General features: G+C 48.8%; 19 protein-coding genes (1 of these 19 running past the window's edge). 15 read left to right on the top strand and 4 right to left on the bottom strand.

Going from position 1 to position 23,099, the window contains the following annotated elements; all coding sequences use genetic code 11:
- Window positions 1-118 precede the first annotated feature (118 nt).
- Window positions 119-2,059, top strand: a complete 1,941-nt coding sequence (locus tag ACJJIW_RS00130) for a hypothetical protein (protein WP_444936417.1) — start codon at window positions 119-121, stop codon at window positions 2,057-2,059.
- Between the two features lie 260 nt (window positions 2,060-2,319).
- Complete coding sequence (locus ACJJIW_RS00125; RefSeq protein ID WP_444936416.1) at window positions 2,320-3,345, top strand: IS630 family transposase; 1,026 nt, start codon at window positions 2,320-2,322, stop codon at window positions 3,343-3,345.
- Between the two features lie 61 nt (window positions 3,346-3,406).
- Here the strand turns inward: ACJJIW_RS00125 and ACJJIW_RS00120 are convergent, their stop codons facing one another.
- Window positions 3,407-4,075: a FecR family protein gene (locus tag ACJJIW_RS00120; RefSeq protein WP_444936415.1), complete on the bottom strand. Its 669-nt coding sequence runs from the start codon at window positions 4,073-4,075 to the stop codon at window positions 3,407-3,409.
- Window positions 4,076-4,626: 551 nt separating this feature from the next.
- Between ACJJIW_RS00120 and ACJJIW_RS00115 the strand changes: the two genes are divergently transcribed.
- Both ACJJIW_RS00115 and ACJJIW_RS00110 read left to right on the top strand, forming a co-directional pair.
- Window positions 4,627-5,415 (top strand): TauD/TfdA family dioxygenase, encoded by a 789-nt coding sequence (locus tag ACJJIW_RS00115; protein ID WP_282933761.1) that lies wholly within the window; start codon window positions 4,627-4,629, stop codon window positions 5,413-5,415.
- 3 nt (window positions 5,416-5,418) lie between these two features.
- Window positions 5,419-6,189 carry a sulfite exporter TauE/SafE family protein gene (locus tag ACJJIW_RS00110; protein ID WP_444936414.1) on the top strand — a complete coding sequence of 257 codons (771 nt, stop codon included), beginning with the start codon at window positions 5,419-5,421 and terminating at the stop codon, window positions 6,187-6,189.
- Window positions 6,190-6,231: 42 nt separating this feature from the next.
- Here the strand turns inward: ACJJIW_RS00110 and ACJJIW_RS00105 are convergent, their stop codons facing one another.
- A complete protein-coding gene (locus tag ACJJIW_RS00105; RefSeq protein WP_444936413.1) occupies window positions 6,232-6,837 on the bottom strand; it encodes a tRNA-uridine aminocarboxypropyltransferase in 606 nt (201 codons plus the stop codon).
- A gap of 31 nt (window positions 6,838-6,868) precedes the next feature.
- Here ACJJIW_RS00105 and ACJJIW_RS00100 point away from each other — a divergent pair, with 31 nt between their 5' ends.
- The gene (locus ACJJIW_RS00100; RefSeq protein WP_444936412.1) at window positions 6,869-7,303 is read left to right on the top strand and encodes a GNAT family N-acetyltransferase; all 435 of its coding nucleotides are present in this window, start codon (window positions 6,869-6,871) and stop codon (window positions 7,301-7,303) included.
- Between the two features lie 162 nt (window positions 7,304-7,465).
- On the opposite strand, the gene ACJJIW_RS00095 is transcribed toward ACJJIW_RS00100, so the two are convergent.
- Entirely contained in the window at window positions 7,466-10,165 is a 2,700-nt protein-coding gene (locus ACJJIW_RS00095; protein ID WP_444936411.1) for a discoidin domain-containing protein, read from the bottom strand.
- Between the two features lie 517 nt (window positions 10,166-10,682).
- Window positions 10,683-12,731, bottom strand: coding sequence for a glycoside hydrolase family 16 protein (locus ACJJIW_RS00090; RefSeq protein WP_444936410.1), 2,049 nt, complete (start codon window positions 12,729-12,731; stop codon window positions 10,683-10,685).
- 707 nt (window positions 12,732-13,438) lie between these two features.
- Here ACJJIW_RS00090 and ACJJIW_RS00085 point away from each other — a divergent pair.
- The 10 genes from ACJJIW_RS00085 to ACJJIW_RS00040 form a co-directional block, all read left to right on the top strand.
- Window positions 13,439-13,951, top strand: a complete 513-nt coding sequence (locus ACJJIW_RS00085) for a CinA family protein (protein WP_444936409.1) — start codon at window positions 13,439-13,441, stop codon at window positions 13,949-13,951.
- Between the two features lie 174 nt (window positions 13,952-14,125).
- Window positions 14,126-15,160, top strand: a complete 1,035-nt coding sequence (recA, locus tag ACJJIW_RS00080) for a recombinase RecA (protein WP_282933754.1) — start codon at window positions 14,126-14,128, stop codon at window positions 15,158-15,160.
- Window positions 15,161-15,646, top strand: coding sequence for a regulatory protein RecX (locus ACJJIW_RS00075; protein WP_282933753.1), 486 nt, complete (start codon window positions 15,161-15,163; stop codon window positions 15,644-15,646). It begins immediately after the preceding gene.
- Window positions 15,647-15,746: 100 nt separating this feature from the next.
- Entirely contained in the window at window positions 15,747-17,225 is a 1,479-nt protein-coding gene (gene glpK / locus ACJJIW_RS00070) for a glycerol kinase GlpK (RefSeq protein WP_444936408.1), read from the top strand.
- A 48-nt stretch (window positions 17,226-17,273) separates the two neighbouring features.
- Window positions 17,274-18,284: a class I fructose-bisphosphate aldolase gene (locus ACJJIW_RS00065; protein ID WP_444936407.1), complete on the top strand. Its 1,011-nt coding sequence runs from the start codon at window positions 17,274-17,276 to the stop codon at window positions 18,282-18,284.
- Window positions 18,285-18,323: 39 nt separating this feature from the next.
- Entirely contained in the window at window positions 18,324-19,157 is an 834-nt protein-coding gene (locus ACJJIW_RS00060; RefSeq protein WP_444936406.1) for an alpha/beta hydrolase, read from the top strand.
- 139 nt (window positions 19,158-19,296) lie between these two features.
- Entirely contained in the window at window positions 19,297-19,482 is a 186-nt protein-coding gene (locus ACJJIW_RS00055) for a Trm112 family protein (RefSeq protein ID WP_108734085.1), read from the top strand.
- 4 nt (window positions 19,483-19,486) lie between these two features.
- On the top strand, window positions 19,487-19,834 hold the full coding sequence (locus ACJJIW_RS00050) for a histidine triad nucleotide-binding protein (RefSeq protein WP_444936405.1): 348 nt from the start codon (window positions 19,487-19,489) through the stop codon (window positions 19,832-19,834).
- Between the two features lie 72 nt (window positions 19,835-19,906).
- Entirely contained in the window at window positions 19,907-22,516 is a 2,610-nt protein-coding gene (gene alaS, locus ACJJIW_RS00045; RefSeq protein WP_444936404.1) for an alanine--tRNA ligase, read from the top strand.
- A gap of 132 nt (window positions 22,517-22,648) precedes the next feature.
- Window positions 22,649-23,099 carry the 5' portion of an aspartate kinase gene (locus ACJJIW_RS00040; RefSeq protein ID WP_444936403.1) on the top strand. 782 nt of this gene lie beyond the right edge of the window, so the window shows 451 of its 1,233 coding nt (coding positions 1-451); it begins with the start codon at window positions 22,649-22,651; the stop codon falls past the right edge of the window.

The raw sequence follows: 23,099 nt of genomic DNA, 5'->3' as shown, positions 1-23,099 counted from the left end.
TATAGAAAGTGAGTGAAAAATAGTCAGGAAAGCCTTAAGCTGCATTGAGTTGAGAAGTACATCTTCTTTTAGCAGATTAAGGCGTTAAGCATAAGTACCAGTACTAAGGGGATACTCTATGGCGTTTGATTACGGCTCGATTGATTTGGGCCTGAAGAACCCTTTTAAGAAAGAAGGCCGGGTTACCGCAATTAGGGGGGGAGTTCAGTTTCTTGTTGCCCTAATCTTGCTGTTTATCGCTGCTGGCCAAGTGAAGTCGGACCCCGTAAGTGGTTGGGTGCTTGTCGTAGTGGGGGCAATTCTACTGGTCGGCGGTATCAGGGCTCTATCAGGCGGCATTTTGGCCTTATTGCGCTTCTTTGTTGGTCGAAATCATCCCGTATCATTAGCTTTTAACCATTCTAAATCTGAAACGAGTACGGCATCAGAAGAGAAAAATGAAGTGGCTTATACCGCTTCCGGCTTAGAAGAGATGTTAGTTGGCCGGAAGAATCCAACCTTTCTAGAGCCTAAGGGCTTCTTGGCTCGGGTATTACACAGTATCTTCCCTAAATTGCTTTATATGCCATACCCCATTCGAAATATGGCTCAGGCACAGTTTGGCGCATGGGTAAGTACATTAACTGTCTTGCTCTCTTATGTCATTGTCGCTTTTATTTGTCTCAGTGGTTTTGCTGGTGATATGGGAGAAAAGCTATTCCCGATGTACTCTGCCATCGCTTTACTTTATACATTGATTGTATGGCACTCTGCGAGTAAAGGTATTTCACGGGAAGCCCAGAAAAGTGTAGCGAGCCTTACGGGGGGAAGTATTGCAAAAACGATATTATTCTCGATTGTGGTGCCCCTGTTACTGGGATTGGGGTTAAGTTTAGGCGTTGAGGCTTTTAAGGGGGAAGGTACTACTTCCCTAGATGAAATAATCAGTGTGTCCGGTGTATTGACTGAGGCTTTACCGAGCTTTAGCCCGTTCTTGTATATTCTTGGGGTTATATTTGTAGGCGCTGCTTGTAGTTTTGCTGTTGTCTATATGCTGCGCTTTAGAAGCGAAATAGCAAACCCAGTCACTGAGGTTTCTGAATTAAGGGATAACTGGCAGGAATCGGTTCACCCGAAGGAAATCTTTATAAACTTGGATAACCTTGTGATGGCAAATCGTCGTTATAAGGAAGTGCCCAATCGTATTTACAGAGAGCTTGATCCAAAACTTGAAGAGCAAGTGGATGGTAAAGGTTCATTCAATGGGGAAATGATCCAGGAAGTACAACCTACGGTTCGTCCTGTTGATTTGGGTGAAAAATTCAGGCTGATTCGCGATATTAGTCTTTTCGCAGGTAATGCGCTTTATATCGTTGTTACTGCGCTAGCTATTTGGCTGGCATACTCTTTGATTGATGTTATTCACTTTTTTCAGCCGGAATCTATTACAGCCATTAAGCAGGAGTTTGGCGCCTTAGAGGGGGAAGCTGGCCGCTTAGCTCTGCTAGAACAGTATATTTCAGCAGGTGGCGCTCTCTGTATGACGCTAATTCACCTGCTTTTGATAGGATTTATTCTTAATACATTTGCTCGATTGTTGGTCAATGCGTCACATATCTTCTTTGCTGAGATGCAGTTTGAATCACTATTGGTGTATTTTAAATGCGAAGGGACATTCACTGAATCTAAGATCTCAACGGGCACTGGAATACATGACAGTACTCGCTCTGAAAATGTACTAGTCAGAAGTTCGATTACGCCTTGGGTGATAGTAACCAGGGTTGTCTCAAGTACATTTGCGGCTTCTGGCATGAGAAACTTGGAGTATCCAAGGCATATACTTGAAATGCATAAGTCTGAACGCGACTTATCTGAAATCAGGGATGACGTAATTAGTTTCTTGAAAGATAGAGAGTCTATTGCCTCCATTACAAGCAGTAGAGACTTGGAAAACACTTCGAATATTCATGCTATTAATCAGCAAAGTCGTGCTCTGCCAATGACAGAACAGGGACAATTAGCTCAAGATGAAAATGCGGCTGGTTATTTGAGGCAAGAAGATAAGGACACGGTTGAGTAGGATTTACTGTCTTTTCTTTGGTTCTACTGTCACTTACTTTGAGTCAAAGTGATAAAAAAAGCTGGCAAGGTTCGGAGTCTCTGGACCAGAAAGAGAATTCCTGGTACCCCTTGCCAGCTGAGGGTACTAGGCTAGCAAACTACGTATTTTTAGTAATACTGAGCCCCTAAGATTGACCGTATTTGCTGGTAGAATTACAGAAAAGTACTGTTTTACTAGCGGGGCAGAAATAATCAGTACACCCTGGTAATATAAACTGCATGAAATACGATGCCAGAAAACTTAGTACTGAGGAGCAGCACCTCATACGTAAAATTGCTGTTCAGCGAGTATTTGATGGAGAATCTGCGGCGGAGGTTAGTCGTAGCTTAGGGCTGGGGAGCAGAACTATTTTCCCATGGTTAAGGACTGCTCGGGAGAAAGGTATTGAAGCGCTATCTCCAAAAATTAGACCTGGACGCGGTAGAAAACTGTCAGCTATTGAAGAAGAGGAAGTCAAACGATGGATTATTGGTGGCGATCCAAGGCAATATGGCTTTGATTTCGGATTGTGGACACGTCAGATCGTATCGGATTTGATTTTTGAGAGATTCAAAATTGAACTTAGCGTTTCTAGTGTCGGCACACTTCTACATCGACTGGGCCTGACGCCACAAAAGCCTCTACGAAGAGCTTACGAGAGAGATGAGAAGGCGGTGAATAAATGGGTAAAGGAAGTCTATCCAAAGATTAAATCTTATGCGAAAAAAACTGGTGCAGAAATATTTTGGCTGGACGAGGCTAGTATCAGATCAGACGATCCACTCCAAAGGACATGGGGAGAAAAAGGAAAAACTCCAGTGGTAAAAACGAGTGGTCAAAGACAGTCAATCAATGCGATCTCAGCTTTATCGAATAGAGGTGGCTTCTGGTATCATATTTATAGTGGAAAGTTCACGGCAGAAAAGTGCGTAGAATGCTTCAAAAATTTCCAGAGAAGTCAGAAAAGACCAGTGATTCTCATTGTTGATGGGCACCCAGTACACAAATCGAAAAAGGTATTGGAGTATGTCGATTCACAGGATGGAAAGCTTGAAATGGTGTTCTTACCGCCATATGCACCAGACCTAAATCCAGATGAGTTGGTCTGGAATCATATGAGAAATATAGGGACTTCAAAGAGGCCGCTGAAAAAAGGTGAGACACTACTGAGTCGTGCAAAAGCAGATTTGCAGAGCATCAAGAAAAATAGAAAACTTGTGAAATCATTTTTTCAAGAGTCGACTGTATTCTTTGCTGCTGCTTAGGTAGTATCTTTATTGTTAGGTACACAAGACGACTTTTGTTGGTATTTAACAAGCTAGGTTATTATTCTGGAAGCAGCTCTAACACTGTGTGAGACTCTTCTTTTGTGACTTTCAGGTTATAAGATTTGCTCAGACAGAGGACGGTATCTTCTATATGATTCAGGTCATAAACTCCACTAACAAGTAGTCTACTAGTGTTCTGGTCTCTCGTCACAAGTGGTGTATTTGTAAAGCGATTTAGCGATATTAGAAGTTCTGTTAATCTGATGTTATCAGCCTTTGTAAATCCACTTCCCCAATCCTTATAGCTGGAAACCTCAAAATCTTTGATTGCACCGGTGTTGTGCTCAGTTACTTTGAGCATCTCCCCTTTCTTTATTTCGGCGCGATTTTTATTTTGTCTTATTGGGCTGACGGTGATATTCCCTTCGAGAACAGTGACTTCTGTTATTCCATATCGCTGGTCAATATTGAAAGTGGCTTTATGTGTACGGATCAATGCTTGTCGTGATTCTACTATAAATGGCCAGGTTACCTCTTTACAAATGCTTATTTGGGCCTCCCCATTTAATAGACGTATGCGTCTGCGTGTCTCTGAATAATTGACGAGTACTTTAGTTGTGGCGCTCAACTTTATATGGCTACCATCGGGGAGGGTTTGTTTAGATATTTCCTTGGGGGCTGTTTGGTAACGGCATTTAAATGGCTCCCGTGTCTTTAAATCTTCCATACTTTCCCCCTCGGCTTGGCTCGAAATCAGAACTGGTCCTTATAGGTGGGACCTTAGTTCGCTTTATATATTTTATTGTTAGCGCCTGACTTTTTATTATTCCACCTGGTTGGGGAATTAATAGGGCATGCTTGTCTCCGATACTGGCTGTTATCTTGCGATGCTTTCTTTTCTTTTTTAAGGGGGATTTGTTGTGATTTTATTAAATGGTAAAGATATTTCGCTGTGGTTTTACCGTACTACGATAAATTTTATCTGCTTGGAGGTAGGTTATCTTGGCCTGAACCGGGGATTGTTGCTGTTTTGTGAAATAAACAGGGGGCTTATTAGGGTGGCCTGGGTTACTTTGTGATAGGCGATTCAGAGAGTTTCCACGGGGACATTTACTTTTTCGATGTAAAAGAGCTTTAAACGCCATCAGGGACTAAAGTTCGAGACGTATGAGTTTGGTACATGTGTGATATTTGGCATAAAGATTGCTCCTTTTATCTTGTGGGTAGAAGTTCATATTGTGGGAATCGTAAAGGAATTGTTCATCAAGGGAGCTGAAAATGTCGTCACTCTATTTTTCATCGCATGCCATGCCACTTAGAGTCCCAAGTTACTGCTGCTTTGAACTTGGGTCCTGCTCGGACATAGAGTATGAAAGTTATAAGATAGCCCTGTTTAAAAAGGGGATTGCGCTTATCCATCTCAAATTTTCTGATGATTCTGCTGAAGTGATGGAGGATATTGTCAATACCATTGGGTTGGTACATGAGCATGATTCTATGGGGCGAACGGTTTGGGATGTGAGGATTGGTGGTGAGACAGGTGATGAGGCATTGGCTATATCTCATAGTGATAGAGAATTCTTCTTGCACAATGACGGTGCTTTTGAATCGGAGATGCCTGGCTACTTTGGTCTCTTCGTTGTGCACGCTGATATGCATGGAGGCGGAGAAAATATTCTTGTCTGTGCCGACAGGATAATCGAGAGCCTCTCCGATAAAACTTTCCAGGTGCTTTCAAGTAGTAAGTTTAAACTGCGTGTTCCTGAAGAGTTTCGCAAGTCGTCTGAGTTTATAGAGGCATCCTTAATTGATGAGAGCCATGGTTTCAGATACAGGTATGATATTATCGAGCGTGAGTATTGCTCTTCAGATGAGCTTGATGCTTTACGTGAGCTGGAGCTAAAAATATCGTTGCCACATAATATGTTTAAGGTTAGGTTGAATAATAATCAGATATTGTTGTTGGATAATCGACGATACCTTCACGCAAGAACTGGAATAAAGGATAGGAAAAGGCACCTTAAACGAATACGTTTTAATATGCCTGCTATATCGAGGGTTGCTTAACGGGTGGTCATAGAGATAGTTATAGTTGGGTTGTTGCTTATTCTGGTAGCAGGTATGGCTCACGGAGCATTGGGGTTTGGTTTCCCAATGCTTGCGACGCCTATTCTGGCGCTTGCTTATGATTTGAAAACGGCAGTGGTGTTAACCATCTTGCCGTCGCTTTTGGTAATTATATCCAGTCTTTATAAGTGCCGAGATTATAGGATTAATCTTTCTAAATATAGTTTAGTAATACTATTGGTGTCTATTGGAAGCCTTACCGGAACATGGCTGTTAACCTGGGCAAATCCGGATATTCTCAAGTTGTTACTGGCGGTATCAATCTTGATCTACCTGTTTTCCAATCGTTTAAGGGTTTATCTATCCAAATTCTCCAGCCGGCCAGTACTTTTTCCTGTCACTATGGGCGGCTTGGCCGGGGTGATTGGTGGCGCAACTAATGCGATTGCGCCTCTACTGATGATTTACTTATTAGAAGTTGCCAAGTCATCAAAGGAAGTAATCCTTATTTCCAATATTTGTTTCTTGATTGGCAAGCTGATACAGCTTGCGGTGCTTTCAGTTTACTTGGGTTTTGATGATTTGGAGTTGATGTCGTTATCTGCAATTACCGTGTTTGCATATTTTGGACTTGTTATCGGATTTAAGCTTCAATCGAGGATTGATGAAGAACGATATCGATCGATTATTCGGTATGCCTTATCAATTTTTATGTGCGTGCTAACCTATCAGGGGGTTTCCAATTTGATATTTCCTGATGGAGTAATTGTTTAGGTTCTTTGCTTGAGGCCTCACTGACTGTGAGTATCAAATGCCCTAAGTTGGCTCTGCTGAATAGCTCTGCTGTTGCAGGCTAATCATCTTTTCAAATGGTTGCAGAAGCTTGGAATACTCATTTTTATCTTCAAGTCGAGTCATAGCCAAGGCAATACTTTCAATGGTTGACAGACCATCCGCAACGGTGGTTTTCCGAATTGCGTAGTTGGATTTCAAGTCCCCACTGAGATTGACTCTTGGAAGCTGTTGTAGCTTGGGGTTCAGGTGAAGAATCTTTTTAGATTTTTTCCAAGTCGCATCAATAACAATTAGCTGTTCAATCGTTTCCAGCTGATTCTGGTGGCTAGGGGTATTATTCTCTTCAGCTAATTGGGGTGTTTGGGGTAGCCATGATAGTGACGGATAGAGTAGAGCGCTGGGTGTATCGAGTAGCCTTTCCAACTGTTGATTCGGAAGGGTTTCAGAGATAAGCATTTCGCTGTTATTTAAACACAGGTGCGCCATACGCCCGGTATTGAACGGGTGCTTCTCTTCTTGTGGGTGCTGTATGATCACCACTTTTATGGTATTAGCCAGGCTCACCAACGCACTGCAGTAGCAGACATTGGGCGGGCGCTGGCAGGTGCTACAGGTCTCTCTGGGCATTTTTCTACTTCAGGGGTACAGGGGCAGGTTTATGGCGAAAACGCAGCCTTCTAATAGTGTTCAGTGGCTGGCAGATATAGAGATTCCGCTAGCGAACAAATTTTATCGCATGTATGGATTTCGTGGCAAAGCCAAGCGCCATGAGGACTGCGGGATAGTGCGCGGTGAACGGGGGGAAGTGATTGCCTGCGGTTATTTGCGGCGCTATGAGAGCTTTAAGCTCCTGGCCGGAGTTGCTGTTGCACCAGATCATCAAGGGCAGGGTGTTGCAAGGCAGCTGTTGACGCTCCTTGCTGAACGTTTTGATAGTGACACCTATACATTTCCCTACGACCACCTGGAGCCATTTTACTCCTCTTTGGGGTTTGAGAGGGTTGAATTGAATGAGCTAAGTGGTCCTGTTGGGGATTTATTCTGCAGTTACGTGAAGCAGGGGCGCTCGATTCTAGCGATGGTCTACCGCTAGCCTTGGGAAGATTATTATTTTCGGGTTGGATTTGAATTAGAAAGAATTACTGTGCAAAGGTGTGGAGCACCTCTAGCTTTGGAATTTTAGTTCTTTCAGGGACAGATTATAGGCAGGGCAGCACTGTAAAAGTGCTGCCCAGGTTGCTACTACCAGCTGCAATTAGTAAGTGCTAATTTCCCAAATGGAGTAGCCGTACACAGTATTGCGTTCGGTGCAGTCAATCTTCAGGTAACGGTAGTTTCCCTCTACGGTGATTGCGTCGGTGCGTTCACCGGTTCCCATTCCAGAAAATGACTCAACAGTTGTCCAGTTGCTGCCATCGGTACTGCCGAGCAGAGTGTAGGCAGCCGCATTGGCAGTTTCCCAGTCGATATTGAGGGTGCCAATGGACTGCACAGAGCCGAGATCATAAGTCAGGCTGACATTGTCCACACCGTGGGCACTCTCCCAGCGGGTGCTACTGTCTCCGTCGATTGCCAGTTCAGCACTTTGCAGTTCAGAGGTTGCAGAGATACTTGAATCTTGGCTGTCGCCACCAGTTAAGCCCAGTTCCCAGATGGAGTACCCATAGCTTGTGCTGCGCTCAGTGAAGTACAGGCGCACATATCGATAGCTTCCACTCAGGGCGTGTTCATCGGTTCTCTCTCCGGCGGTACCGCCACTAAAGTTGGCCAGCGTAGTCCAAGAGGCTGTGTCGTTACTGCCTTCCACCGTATAGGTTGCAGCGTTGGCGGTTTCCCAGTCGATAGTCAGGGTGTTCAGAGCTTCTGCTTCACCCAGATCCAGAAGTACCCACACTGAGTCACCGCCATGGGCGCTTTCCCAGCGGGTGCTGCTGTTGCCATCAACGGCATTAGCTATGGATTGGACCTCACTGCTGGCGGTGACGATAGCTTGGGCAGTTAGGTCTTGGTCGCCGGCTTCGCTGTTGTCACTATCGTCGCCGCTATCTGAGTCATTTCCAGAGTCATCACTACTTCCGTTACCGCCAGCGAAGTGGATATTGTCGATCTCGATATCATTGATATCGCCATCTACACCTAGCAGTTCAAATAGCTGGATAACGTCGGACATGTCAACTTCATCACTGAAGTCGGATACTGGGATGGATATCTGGTGCCATTCACCGTCTCGGGTAAAGCCGTAGGGATCTGAGCCATTGGTAAACTCAATCCACTTCTGTCCAATATCACCGACGCTGCCGCTCTTCATGCCGATCTGGAAAGTCGTTGTCGAGCTGCTCTTCAGGGCGAAGTTGAGTGTGGCAGTATCGTGGTCGAATGCTGATAGGTCGTAGTAATAATCAGCGGTAAAGGCCATGCCGAACCAGCCTGCACCGGATGATGTGTAGGATAGGGATTCAGAGCCTTCATAGGGGGAGGGGGAGGTTTCAATTAGGGTATCTCCCCAAATGTACAGATTACCATCGGTACCCAGCTCGAAAGTGGAGTCGGCTTCGGTAGTTTCGCTGTATATAGAGAAGGTACCTGTTGGTGCCGTCTTATCGACGCTTTCACTAAAGTAGATATCATCGAAGGATAGGGTAAAGGCTTCTGATGGTGCGTCGCCACGCACCATAATTGCTTGGCTGATGGTGTTGAAGTCCACTCCGAATTTGCTTAGGGGAATGCTTACTTCATGCCACTCGCCATCGCGCTCAAGTCCAAAAGTGTCTCCGTCAACGCTCAGGTCTACCCAGGCATCTCCACCACTGGTGCTGGCAATGCCGATTCCGATGGTCTGCTCGGTGGTCGTTTTCATCAGGAAGTTCAGGTGACCATTTTGATAGTTCATCAAATTCAGGTCGTACTGCATCCATACACCCATGCCGAACCATTCGCCAGTACCCACTTCAAATTCAAGTGCGTCACTGCTGTCCTGGCTTTCCATGTTGTTCCAAACATAGAGCTCGGAGTCAGTGCCAAATGTTAGGGATTCGGAAAATTCACTACTATCACCGTAGACACCAAGGTTGCCACTTTTCGCAGTATCGGCTGCGAAGGAGAGTTCAGTGCTGTAGCTGCTGTCATCGTTGTCATAGATACGCACGTAGTCTACATACATCTTGGCTGGCATGGGCGCAGTGATATCACTATTGGCGTAAAGTTGTGGGAATATGCCGCCAACCGCGAGGTTGAGAATTAAAAAGTGATGTTGTTGGAATTCATCAAATGCAGGGTCATCGGTGCCAATGCTGATAACCTCATTGGTTTCATCGTCTACCCACATAGCAATGCTTTCAGGTGTCCAGGTCATACCGAAGATATGGTAATCCTCAGTCAGGTCGGTACTGGAGCCAAAATCTTCAACCAGGTTCTTGGATTCACCATAGTCTGCTTGTCCTGTGTAATCATCGGACTCGTGCCACCAGTGGAAGGCCCCAGATACTTCAGAGTTTACAATGCCAGCTTCAAGCGCTTCGGCCATACCGCCTTCGAGAATATCCAGCTCACCACACGCGGGCCAACCAACCTGGCCGTAGTCGCTGCCTAACTGCCAGAAGGCCGGCCATAGGCCTGCGTCCATATCTGGCAATTTAATACGGGCTTCGATAGTTCCATATTTGTAGGTTAGGCGGCCAAGGGATTTAAGGCGTGCCGAGCTAAAGCTGCCGTCACTTTCCTCTACGGCCTGAATAATTAGGTTTCCATCTTCGATGTAAGCGTTGTCGCTATCATCGGTATAGTTTTGTAATTCGTTGTTGCCCCAGCCGGAGTTGCCAACGTCGTAGGTCCAGACGGAAGTATCGATCGTGTCCCCGTCAAAATTATCTTCCCAGACCAGAGTTTTTGAATTGGCCATTGAGGACACAATTGTGCCGACAATAGCGGCTGCTATCGCTGTTTTTTTAATAATCATGATTTTCTTTCGTTGTTAATTATTTATAAGAATAAAATGCCTGATAGTGATGGTGTGACACAGTTAAATACTATTTGTAAATCTAGTGAATGCTAGATACTTAAATTGCAATTTCCTTCAATTCATTTGAAAATCGGGTGCTGGCCACGAGCAAAGCCTAGCAAAACGATTGTTCTACAGGGAAGTGAATTTAGGCCTCTCGTCGTAGTTGTGGTCCTGCTTGTCGCATACATCGGAAAGATAATTTCTTGTAATTTTTTTACAAAAAGAAAAAATTCTTTTTTGTGTTTTTGTTCGCAAATATTTTGTGTGGAAATTCTTTTTCCGGCCCTACTGCATTGAATAAAATTGTAAGCGATTTAATCTGGATTTATTGTTTTTATGCTTTGTCTTACGCCGGGTCATATCCTAAAAGGTAATATCTGTCGGCAAATAAGGCAGGTTTTGATATTGGTGAAAAAGATTGAGTGGTGTAATAAAGAAAGGGGCGCTGCTATTTGGCAGCGCCCTTGTACTTTTAGTTTCTGCGAGGTCCCTGTGCGCATCGTGCGGGTGGGTTGCAGTCTCTATGGCGATGGTTGTGCCCTTTATGATGAGGGTGGCACTTGTGAGAGTGAGGACGGCAGTTGCCATTGCTATCGCTGTCTGAGCTTCCGCCAGAGAAATAGATGTCGTCAATCTCAATATCGCTGATATCTCCATCAACACCCAGTAGCTCAAATAACTGGATAACATTTGACATATCTACCTCGCTACTGAAATCAGTAACGGGGATTGATACCTGGTGCCACTCGCCATCCCGCGCGAATTCGTAAGGATCAGAGCCGTTGGCAAATTCAATCCACTGCTGCCCAATATCGCTGACGCTACCGCTCTTCATGCCAATTTTAAAGGTGGTTTCTGAGCTGGTTTTCAGGGCGAAATTCAGCGTTGCAGTATCATTATCGAAGGCGGATAGATCGTAGTAGCTGTCGGCAGTAAATGCCATTCCAAACCAGCCGGCCCCGGAGGAGTAATAGGAGAGGGACTCTTCACCTTCGAATGGGGTTTGAGTGGCCTCCAGCAGGGTATCGCCCCAAATATACAGGTTGCCATCAGTTCCCAGTGTGAAAGTTGAGTTGGCCTCTGTAGTTTCGGTGTAGAGAGAAAAGACACCGGTCGGGGCTGTTTTTTCAACACTTTCGCTAAAGTAGATATCGTCAATGGACAGAACAAAATCTTCAGAGGCGGCATCACCTCGAATCATAAACGCCTGACTGATAGTGTTGAAGTCCACTCCCAGTTTGCTTAGGGGGATACTGACCTGATGCCATTCGCCATCGCGCTCCAGGCCGTAGGTATCATCACCATCCACCAGATCTACCCAGGCATCTCCGCCACCAGTACTGGAAATACCAATGCCGATAGTCTGGCTGCTGGTGGTTTTCATTTTGAAATTGAGATGACCGTTTTCGTAGTTCATTAGGTTTAGGTCATAGTGCATCCAGAAGCCCATGCCGAACCATTCACCAGCGGTAATATCAAACTCCAGGGCCTCATCACCCTCGGCAGCTTCGGCGCTGACAGTAGCTGACATGCTGTTTTGGTTCCAGACATACAGCTCGGTATCGGTGCCAAGCTCCAGGGATTCGGAGAGGTTGCTGCCCTCGGAAAATACGCCGATATCACCTGTTTTGGCGGTGTCTTCAGCCAGGGAGATTTCTGTGCTGTAGCTGCTGTCGTCGTTATCGTAGATGCGAACATAGTCCACATACATTTTGGCGGGCATGGGGGCAGTGACGTCGCTATTGGCATAAATCCCCGGGAATTTGCCACCTACCGCCAGGTTTAGAATCAGGAAGTTGTGCTGGCGGAATTCATCTAGCGTCTCGGGTCTATCCTCGGGTTCAGTGTTGAAGCTGATGATTTCATTGGCTTCGTCGTCGACCCACATAATGATGCTGTCCGGGGTCCAGGTCATGCCGAAAATATGGTAGTCCTCGGTAAGGTCTGTGCTGAGGCCGAAATCGTCAACTAGATTTTTTGATAGGCCGTAGTCCGCTGTATAGTTTATACCTTCATCGGATTCATACTGCCAATGAAAAGCGCCAGAAACCTCTGAGTTGACCGTGCCGGCGTTGAGCGCATCTGCCATGCCTGCCTCAAGAATATCCAGTTCGCCGCAAGCGGGCCAGCCCACTTGGCCGTAGTCGCCACCCAGCTGCCAGAAGGCGGGCCACAATCCGGCATCCAGGTCGGGTAATTTAATGCGGGCTTCAATGGTGCCGTATTTATAAGTCATACGACCCAGGGATTTCAGGCGGGCAGAAGTAAAACTGCCGTCGTCGTTTTGCAGTGCTTGAATAATAAGGTTGCCATCTTCGACATAGGCATTGGCGCTATCATCGGTGTAGGTTTGCAGCTCATTGTTACCCCAGCCTGAGTTGCCCACATCGTAAGTCCAAACGGACTTATCAATACTGTCGCCGTCGAAATTATCTTCCCAGACCAAAGTTTTTGAATTGGCAAGTGAGGACACACAGGCGCCTACAATAGCAGCCGTGATCGCTGATTTTTTCAAATTCATGATTTTGTCTTTCTTTAATTATCTATGGGGTGCCAACTTCATTGTGTTTTTATAATGGCGGTGATCTGCCACGATGATTAATGTTTGTTGGGCTTGGGGACTTATCTGCTTTTTATTTTGATATTTATATATTCAGTACAGCAGTAACAGACTAACAAAAAGCCGATTGTTGCATAGAGAAAGTCCGGGCTTTTTATCGTAAGACTGGTCCAACTTGTCGCATATGCAAAATTTTTTTGCTTTGAAATTGGGGACAGCCAGTGCGTATTAATGTGTTTTTACATTGTTTACGTTTTTATTTTTAAATTTGTTGTTGCTTATTGGATTGCCCGCCTGAAATTATTTGCTGATTTAAGACCCCTTTTAAAATTTAAATTCTAATTTGAAGGTGGGCCGGCGGCGGAAATTAGAATTGGCAGCCTGGTTCCCATAGGTAGTTTTATTTTCTAGAGTGCTGCCGCCGCTTGCGAGCGCTTCGACAGCGTGAGATTTATCTTTTGGTGTCGGCGCCGGTGTGCAGCCGGCGTGGATTGAGTTTTTTAAGGGTTTGCGGCTTCACCACTGCAGGACGGTTGTATATTCGGTATGGGGCATCTTACTTAAAATGGAATTTGTAAGCTTGCTGCAGGTCGGCACCCAGAATAAGAGCCCGCTTCTGTGCTGTAATATTCGGTTGTGGCCCAGGAGCGGTTGAACAGGAAGAAACGGTGGAATACAGAGAGATAACTGAGCTTGCCAGAGAGTTGGGCGGGGAGCTGGAAAAGAGAGATTGGTGCGTGACGTCGGCAGAATCTTGCACCGGTGGTGCGATTGCGGCGGCTATTACCTCTATAGCGGGTGCTTCGAATTGGTTTGATGGATCGATCGTGAGCTATGCGAATCGTATCAAGAACGGTGTTCTGGGTGTCGACAGCAATGATCTCAAGCAGTTTGGGGCAGTGAGTGAGCCGGTCGCTCGACAGATGGCTTGTGGGGTTCTGGCGATGATGGATGCCAATCTCGCCGTTGCGGTCAGTGGTATCGCGGGGCCTGATGGTGGCACTGCCGAGAAGCCGGTAGGTACAGTTTGGATCGCCTGGGCCCATGCGGAGGGGCAAGAGCCAGTGCAGATTGATGCGAAGTGTTTTCTGTTCAGTGGTAACCGGGCAGAGGTGCAATCGCAGACGGTCATTGAGGCGCTGAAGGGAATGTTAAAGGTTGTCCGTGAGCACCCGGTTTGAACTTGTCCGCTGGGTCAATCTTTGTTCGTTTGCCCCGGCTTCAGACTTCTTTTTGAAGTGAGGCTCACTCAGTCTGAAGCTGGTACTCAGTATATGGAATTACTGGTTGCCTATACAGTAATCCTTCGTTAAGCTTGCCACCACTCAATTCAGCTCAGAAATACGGGAATGGTCATGGATTCCAATAAAGACAAGGCATTAAAGGCGGCGCTATCTCAGATTGAACGTCAGTTCGGTAAAGGCACTGTGATGCGTATGGGAGACAAGGAGCGCGAGCGTATTCCTGCGATCTCCACCGGCTCCCTCGGCTTGGATGTGGCCCTGGGTATAGGCGGCTTGCCGCGTGGCCGTATCGTTGAAATCTATGGACCAGAATCCTCCGGTAAGACCACCCTCACCTTGCAGGTGATTGCCGAGGCCCAGCGCAAGGGTGGCACTTGTGCTTTCGTGGATGCAGAGCACGCCCTCGACCCTATCTACGCTGAAAAACTGGGTGTTAACGTCGATGAGCTGATCGTATCCCAGCCGGATACCGGTGAGCAGGCGCTGGAAGTTGCCGATATGCTAGTGCGCTCCGGTGCCGTTGATGTGCTGGTAGTAGACTCCGTTGCGGCCTTGACCCCGCGCGCTGAGATCGAAGGTGAGATGGGTGATTCCCACGTGGGCTTGCAGGCTCGTTTGATGTCCCAGGCTCTGCGTAAGCTCACTGGTAATATCAAGAACACCAACACCCTGGCGATCTTTATCAACCAGATCCGCATGAAGATCGGTGTTATGTTCGGCAGCCCTGAAACCACCACTGGTGGTAATGCCCTCAAGTTCTACTCTTCTGTGCGCTTGGACATCCGTCGTATCGGTTCCGTTAAAGATGGCGATGAGGTGGTAGGTAACGAAACCCGAGTGAAAGTGGTTAAGAACAAGGTAGCTCCTCCGTTTAAGCAGACCGAGTTCCAGATCATGTATGGCGAAGGCATTAACATGATTGGTGAGGTCGTCGATTACGGCGTGAAGATGGGGCTGGTGGATAAAGCCGGAGCCTGGTACAGCTACAAGGGCGACAAAATTGGCCAGGGCAAGGCGAACGCTACCAAGTTCCTGCGCGATAACCCCGATATTCGCAACGAGATTGAAGGCCAGTTGCGTGCGCAGCTGCTCGGTGATTTAGTGCCTGCGACCCCTGAAGAGGCTGCGGAATTACCGGAAGAGTAAATGCCGTACTCAAAAGCGGATTTTTCCGTTGATCCAGCTCAAGCGCTTTTCAGCGCGGCGCTTGAGCTGTTGACCCGCCGCGAGCACTCCCGCCATGAATTGAGGCAAAAGCTCGCGGCAAAATTCCCCAGCGCCGATTTCGACACGCTATTTGAGCGCCTACACGAACTCAACTATCAATCCGATCAACGCTTTGCCGAAGTTTTTGCCCGCTCCCGTGTCCAGCGCGGTCAGGGGCCGATGCGTATTCGCCAGGAGCTACAGCAGCGCGGCGTACGCGGTGAACTAATTGCCCAGGCGCTGGATCAGTTGGAAGTGGATTGGTTTGAGTTAGCTGCGGAAATGCTTCAGAGAAAATACCGGGTCCCTATGAGCGCAGAGCTTCCACGGGATCAGTGGATGAAGGAGCGAGCGCGGCGCCAGCGATACCTGGCTTACCGGGGCTTCCCCACGGATGCGATTAGCTGGGCGCTGGACGGCAATTAATCGGGCTTATACTCTGACTACTGCCTGAATGACTGGTCGATAGGTTTCGGCCGTATTTTCAGGTACAGAAAGAGACTAAAAGAATAAGCGCGAGAACTTTATGATCCTGTCTATTGACCAGGGCACCACCGGTACCACAGCCTTTATCTTCGATGGTAAGGGCCACCTGATTGGTCGCAGTTACTCGGAAATTCCCAATCATTACCCCCAGCCTGGCTGGGTTGAGCAGGATGCGGAAGAGATTTGGTCGGTAACTCTCCGGGTCTGTGCCGCAGCACTCCAGCGCGCAGGTGTTCGCGCATCGGATATCACCGCCGTGGGAATTACCAACCAGCGTGAGACCACGATCGTCTGGGATAGATATACCGGTGAGCCGGTTTTCCCTGCGATTGTGTGGCAGTGCCGGCGCTCGGCAGAGGTATGCCGGGAGTTGGGGGAACTCGGCAGGTCTGATTGGTTGCGAGAGCGCAGTGGCCTGTTGCTGGATGCTTACTTTTCCGCAAGTAAGTTGACTTGGCTGTTCCGCCGGAACCCGGATTTACTAACCCGAGCTCAAAATGGCGACCTGTGTTTCGGCACCGTAGATAGCTGGTTGATCTGGAAAATGAGCGGTGGCAAAGCCCATCTCACCGATCACACAAATGCCAGTCGTACCCTCCTGTACAACATAAAAGATAAAGCCTGGGATAGTGAGCTGCTGGATTTTTTCCAGTGCCCTGAATCCATTCTTCCAAGAATTCTACCGTCGGCTGGCCACTTTACCGATACAGACCCCCATGCTTTTCTCGGCACATCGGCTCCGATTTGTGGTGTTGCCGGGGATCAGCAGGCAGCACTGTTTGGCCAGGGTTGTACCGAGCCCGGTAGTATAAAAAACACCTATGGAACCGGCTGCTTTATGTTGGCTTTTGCCGGCGAGGATCGCCCGGAGCTTCCCCAGGGGTTGCTGGCTACAGTGGCCTGTGATGCCCAGGGTAATCCGGCCTATGCCGTAGAGGGTTCAGTTTTTACGGCGGGTTCCGCTATACAGTGGCTGCGCGACGAGATGGGAATGATCCAGCAGGCGGTGGATACTGAAATTATCGCCCAGAGTATTCCTCATACCCGCGGCGTTTATCTTGTACCTGCATTTAGTGGGTTGGGTGCGCCGCACTGGGACCCATCGGCACGGGGGACTATTTGCGGCTTGAGTCGGGGGGCTGGTCGAGCTGAGGTGGTGCGTGCCACTTTGGAATCTATAGCTTACCAGAGTGATGAGCTGGCCCGCTTGATGGAGCAGGCCCTGGGCTTGCCGATTACCCATATGCGTGTGGATGGGGGTGCTTGCGCGAATAATTTCCTGATGCAATTCCAGGCGGACATTTCCTCTTTGCGTGTTGAACGGCCCCAGCAGATTGAATCGACGGCTATTGGTGCTGCGTTGCTGGCTGGTATTGGCAGTGGAACTTGGCGATCAAAGGAATTACCGGAGTGTTTGCAGGAAATTGAACGGGACTTTATGCCGGCAATGACTCAGGCGGAGAGGGAGCAGTTGTTGGCTGGTTGGCGGAGGGCGGTAAAAGCCTGTAAAGCTTTTTAGGCTGGACCGCCTATCCTCTTAGCGTAATAACCTAAGGGAGGTGTAGAGATGTCACATATCGATATGCTGGAGGAAACTGTAGCAACTTTGGTCGATGGTCAAAGGGGCATCCTGGCTGCCGATGAGAGTGGCGGCACTATTGCCAAGCGCTTTGCCACGATTGGAGTGGATTCCACCGAGAAAAACCGGCGCGACTACCGTGCCGCGCTGCTGTCTTGTAAGGGGTTGGGTGAATGTATCAGTGGCGTTATTTTGTTCGAGGAAACCCTGGGGCAAAAAGATGTTGAGGGTCAGCCTTTGCCGGAGGTGGCTGCGTCACAGGGGATAGTGCCGGGCATTAAGGTGGATAAGGGCAAGGGCCCTCTGCCTGGAGCGCCTGGGGATATGATCACCTACGGGCTGGACGGGTTGTCTGAGCGCTTGCAGCAATATAAAAAGCAAGGAGCTCGCTTCGCCAAGTGGCGCGAAGTCTATCCTATTGGCCATCACAACCCCACGCGCCTGGGGCTTACCGCAAATGCTGAGATGTTGGCCCGCTATGCAGCGGTATGCCAGGCCGAAGGGGTGGTTCCTATTGTCGAGCCAGAGGTTCTGATGGACGGTGAGCACGATATAGAGCGCAGTGCGGCGGTAAATGAGCGGGTTTGGCACTCTGTGTTCCACGCACTCCACCAGCACGGGGTAATACTGGAGCTGATGTTGCTCAAGCCCAGTATGGTAACCCCTGGTGCGGGGGCGGAAACGGCTGACCCTGAGCAGGTGGCCGAATATACCCTGCGCAGCTTGCGGCGAACGGTCCCCGCAGCAGTGCCGGGAATTAACTTTCTTTCCGGGGGGCAGGGGCCAGAAGAGGCCACGGCCAATCTTAATGCAATGAATCAGCAAGGTGGTGGCCCCTGGCAGTTGAGCTTTTCCTATGGGCGCGCACTACAAGAGCCAGCACTCGCTGCTTGGCAGGGGCGCCCGGAGAATGTTGAAGCAGCCCAGGAAGCGCTACTTAAACGGTCCCGCATGAATCATTTGGCCATGCTGGGCAGGTACCGCGAAACCCTGGAATAGCGATTAGCTAGCAAAATAATAATCAATAAGGAGATTGCAATGGAGTTTGTCACCAGGGGAGTGACGCTGTATTACCGGCGCTGGTGGGTAGAAGAAGCTGTGGGTGTAGTGGTTATATCCCACGGGTTGGGCGAGCACAGTGGGCGTTACAGTGAGCTGGCGGAAGATCTCAATCGAGCAGGGTACAGTGTCTATGCCTTAGATCATTATGGCCATGGATTGTCGGATGGGAAGCGCGGGGATATTGAGGATTTTGCACTTTATAGTGAGGATCTAAATGAATTTATCTCTTTGGTAAAAAGTGGAAACCCCGGGCTTGGGATGCATCTTCTTGGCCACAGTATGGGAGCTGTTATCGCTTGTGGCTGTGCTATTCGATATAAATCTGTCGACAGTTTAAATCTTTCCGCACCGGGCTTTCGCGGTAAAAGTGAGCCAAAAGGCCTTCTGCTATGGTTCGCGCTATTTTTGGCTCGCTGGCTTCCGGGGTTGGCTCTTTCCAGCCAGATAAATAGTCAGTGGATATCTCGTAGTCCGGATGTGGTCAAGCGGTATGTCAGTGATGAACTTGTGCATCACAGCATCTCTCTGCGCTGGTTTAAGACTTTTTTGCAGGAGCGGGAGTTTTTATCTGGCCGGTTGGATGGGATATCCACGCCTTGCCTTCTGTTATTGCCGGAATCAGACCATATTGTCGATGTGGAACTCAGCCGCAAGTGGTTTGGACAGGTGGGGTCAAAAAACAAGCAGTTGCACTGTTTCTCAAGGTCTTACCACGAGGTATTTAATGAAATAGAGGAGGGGCGTTTAGCCCGGGAGCTGCTACTTAGCCATCTCAATTCTGTTTCAGTAGAGACTGCTTCTGTCATATAAGGGTAAAAAAGCGCAAAGCCAGCAGGTGGCGCAGCAGAAGCTATGGCGAATACCGTGTAAAAGCCTATGAAGCATTGTATGATACGCGGTCATTTTTGCCCATCGGAAGTATTACCGAGGGAAAATAGTGGGGTGGAACATGGATAAAAAGTTGCTGAGCCTGTTGGTATGTCCGGTGAGTAAAGCGCCGCTTGAATACCGGGAGGACACACAGGAGCTGGTCTGCAAGGCCAGTGGTCTAGCCTATCCGGTGCGGGACGGTATACCGGTAATGCTGGAATCTGAAGCGCGGCAGCTGACAGCCGAGGAAAAGCTGGAAAAGTAAACCAATGGGTGAACCCAGCGTTTTCAGTCAAATTATCTCGGGAGATATCCCTGCTGAGATGATCTACGAGGACGACCAATGTGTCGTTATTGAGGATCGCGCGCCACAAGCGCCGACCCATCTCCTCATTATCCCACGCAAACCCCTAGTGAATTTATCCGCGGCTCAGGCTGAGGATAAATCTCTGCTCGGCCACCTGATGTGGGTGGCGGCAGAATTGGGGCGCAAGCTGGGGCTCGAGGGCTATCGACTGGTAGTTAATAACGGTCGAAGCGCAGGTCAAACCGTATTTCACCTGCATGTTCACCTGCTTGCCCAAAAAAGAATGCCCGAACAGGGGCTGGCACAGTAGTGGAACAGAAGTGACACCGTGTCACTGACGCCAATCAAATAAAACTCAACTAACGAAGTGGAATTACGCCGGATGAAAAGCGCACAGATTCGCGACGCCTTTCTGAATTATTTTGCTGAGCAGGGTCATGCCATTGTGCCCTCCAGTTCCCTGGTTCCGGGCAATGACCCGACGCTGTTATTCACCAATGCCGGCATGGTGCAGTTTAAGGACACCTTCCTGGGGCAGGAAAAGCGTTCCTACAATCGCGCCACCAGTTCACAGCGCTGTGTACGAGCAGGAGGCAAGCATAACGACCTTGAAAATGTCGGTTACACCGCACGGCACCACACGTTTTTTGAAATGCTCGGTAACTTTAGCTTCGGCGACTACTTCAAGCGCGAAGCGATTCGCTTTGCCTGGGAGTTCCTGACCAAAGTATTGAATTTGCCAGAGGAACGTCTTTGGGTAACCGTACATATCAGCGATGATGAAGCCGCTGATATTTGGCTGAAGGAAATGGGAGTGAGTGCCGAGCGTTTCTCCCGTCTCGACGAGGATAACTTCTGGCAGATGGGTGATACTGGGCCCTGCGGTCCAAGTTCTGAGATTTTCTACGATCACGGTGCCGATGTGCCCGGCGGCCCTCCCGGTTCCGATAATGACGACCTCGATCGCTATATCGAGATCTGGAACCTGGTATTTATGCAGTATGAGCGCACCGCTGATGGTGAACTGCACCCACTGCCCAAACCCTCAGTGGATACCGGCATGGGGCTGGAGCGTATTGCCGCCGTAATGCAGGGAGTACACTCCAATTATGAAATTGACTTGTTCCAAGCGCTGCTGAAAGCTGCGGGAGAAGTGGTTGGCTGCAGCGACCTGGAAGAGAAATCCTTGCGAGTGATCGCCGACCATATTCGCTCTTGTTCATTCCTGATTGCCGATGGCGTAATGCCTTCCAACGAAGGCCGTGGATTTGTGCTTCGCCGCATTATTCGCCGCGCAGTGCGCCATGGCCACAAACTTGGGCACAAAGATATCTTCTTCTACAAGCTGGTAGAAGCGCTCGCCGAGCAGATGGGTGACGCATACCCGGAGCTGCGTGAAAAGCAGCAGGTGATTGAGAATGCGCTGCGCAAAGAGGAAGAGCAGTTTGCGAAGACTCTGGATAAGGGAATGGCGCTGCTAGAGGATGCCCTGGCTTCCCTCGAAAGCAGTGAGATCCCCGGTGAGTTGGTATTTACTCTGCATGATACTTACGGCTTCCCGACAGACCTAACCCAGGATATTGCCCGTGAGCGCGGTCTATCCCTGGATATGGATGGATATGAAGCTGCTATGGAAGCCCAGCGCCAGAGAGCTCGCGCTGCCGGTAAATTTAAACAGGACTATACCGACGTCCTCGAACTGGAAGGGGCTACAGAGTTTCTCGGTTACAGCGCGACCGAGGCAGCAGGCAAAGTGTTAGCCATCGTCAAAGGTGGTGAGCAGGTTGAGCGCCTGGAAGACGGTGAAGAGGGTGCAATTGTTCTGGATCGGACCCCCTTCTACGCAGAGTCCGGTGGTCAAGTAGGTGATAGTGGCTATTTGAGTTCCACTGCTGCCCGCTTTGAAGTGCGCGATTGCACCAAGCAGAGCGCGCACCATTTGCATACTGGTAAGGTGTTGAAGGGGGGCATCGCTGTGGGCGAAACCCTTGAGGCAGTCGTATCTGCAGATGTTCGTCAATCCACCGCCCTGAATCACTCTGCAACCCATCTATTACATGCCGCCTTGCGCAAAGTGCTGGGTGAGCATGTTACCCAGAAGGGCTCCCTGGTGGACTCGGAGCGCCTGCGCTTTGACTTCTCCCACCCCGAAGCTGTAACGGCAAAGCAGCTGCACGCGATTGAATCCCTGGTTAATAGTCAAATTCGCGCAAATACCCCAGTTGAAACTCACGAAACCGATATTGAGTCTGCAAAAGCGATGGGCGCTATGGCTCTGTTTGGCGAAAAGTACGGCGATACTGTGCGTGTACTTTCCATGGGCAAAACCGATGACAAGGCTTTTTCCGTTGAGTTGTGTGGCGGTACTCACGTGAAGCGCACTGGTGATATTGGTTTGATTCGCATTGTTGGGGAAAGCGGTATTGCTTCCGGCCAGCGTCGAATCGAAGCGGTTACTGGCGCTCACGCAATGTCTCTGTTTGATCAGGCACAGCAGCGTCTGGAGCATGTAGCGACTCTGCTTAAGGCGCGTCCGGACTCCTTGGCTGACAAAGTTGAACAGTTGCTGCTTAACAATCGAAAACTGGAAAAAGAGATTGCCCAGTTAAAAACCAAGTTGGCCAGTGGCGCTGGCGGAGACCTTTCCGCTCAGGCCATTGAGCTGGCAGGCTTTAAATTGCTGGCAACCTCTATTGACGGAGCTGACCCCAAATCACTGAGAGATCTGGCGGATCAAATGAAGAACAAGCTGGGCAGCGGCGTAGTGTTGCTGGCGGCTCCGGGCGACGAAAAGGTGGCTTTGGTTGCCGCAGTTACCCAAGACCTGACAGATCGGCTTTCTGCGGGTGACCTTATGCGCTTTGCTGCCGGGAAGCTGGGCGGCAAGGGTGGCGGTCGAAAAGATATGGCCCAGGGTGGTGGAACCGATGTGTCCGCACTCCCTAATATGCTGAAAGAAGTGCCAAATTGGATTGAGCAATCCTTAAACTAGTTAAGTTTTGTCAAATTAGTGGTCTGAATTCGTAGTTGAGTTGATTTCGCAGAGGTTTGGTGATTAAGTGCGCGCCTGCACGAGTTGGGCAGGAAGCGTACTTATTGTGGAGCTAAGGAAACACAGTAAGTTATGAGTTTGTTCGTGCAGAAGTATGGCGGGACTTCAGTTGGCTCCATTGAGCGAATTGAAGCTGTGGCCGATAAAGTCGCCGCATTTCGCGCTCAGGGACATGACATGGTTGTCGTTTTGTCTGCCATGAGTGGTGAAACTAATCGTCTGATTGATCTCGCTTATCAAATCCAGGAAAAGCCAGATCCCAGAGAGTTGGATGTTCTGGTTTCCACGGGAGAGCAAGTCACAATTGCCCTTTTGAGCATGGCCCTGAAGAAGCGTGGTTATGACGCCTGTTCCTACACTGGTGGGCAGGTAAAAATTCTTACGGACAATGCTCATACCAAAGCTCGCATTCAAAGTATCGATGTGGAGCGAATGCGCACCGATCTCGATGAAGGCAAGGTCATTGTTGTGGCTGGTTTCCAGGGGGTGGATGACGACGGCAATATCACCACACTGGGACGCG

It is taken from the genome of Microbulbifer maximicatervae (SeqCode), from assembly GCF_052467815.1.
This window is presented reverse-complemented; position numbering and strand designations above follow the sequence as displayed.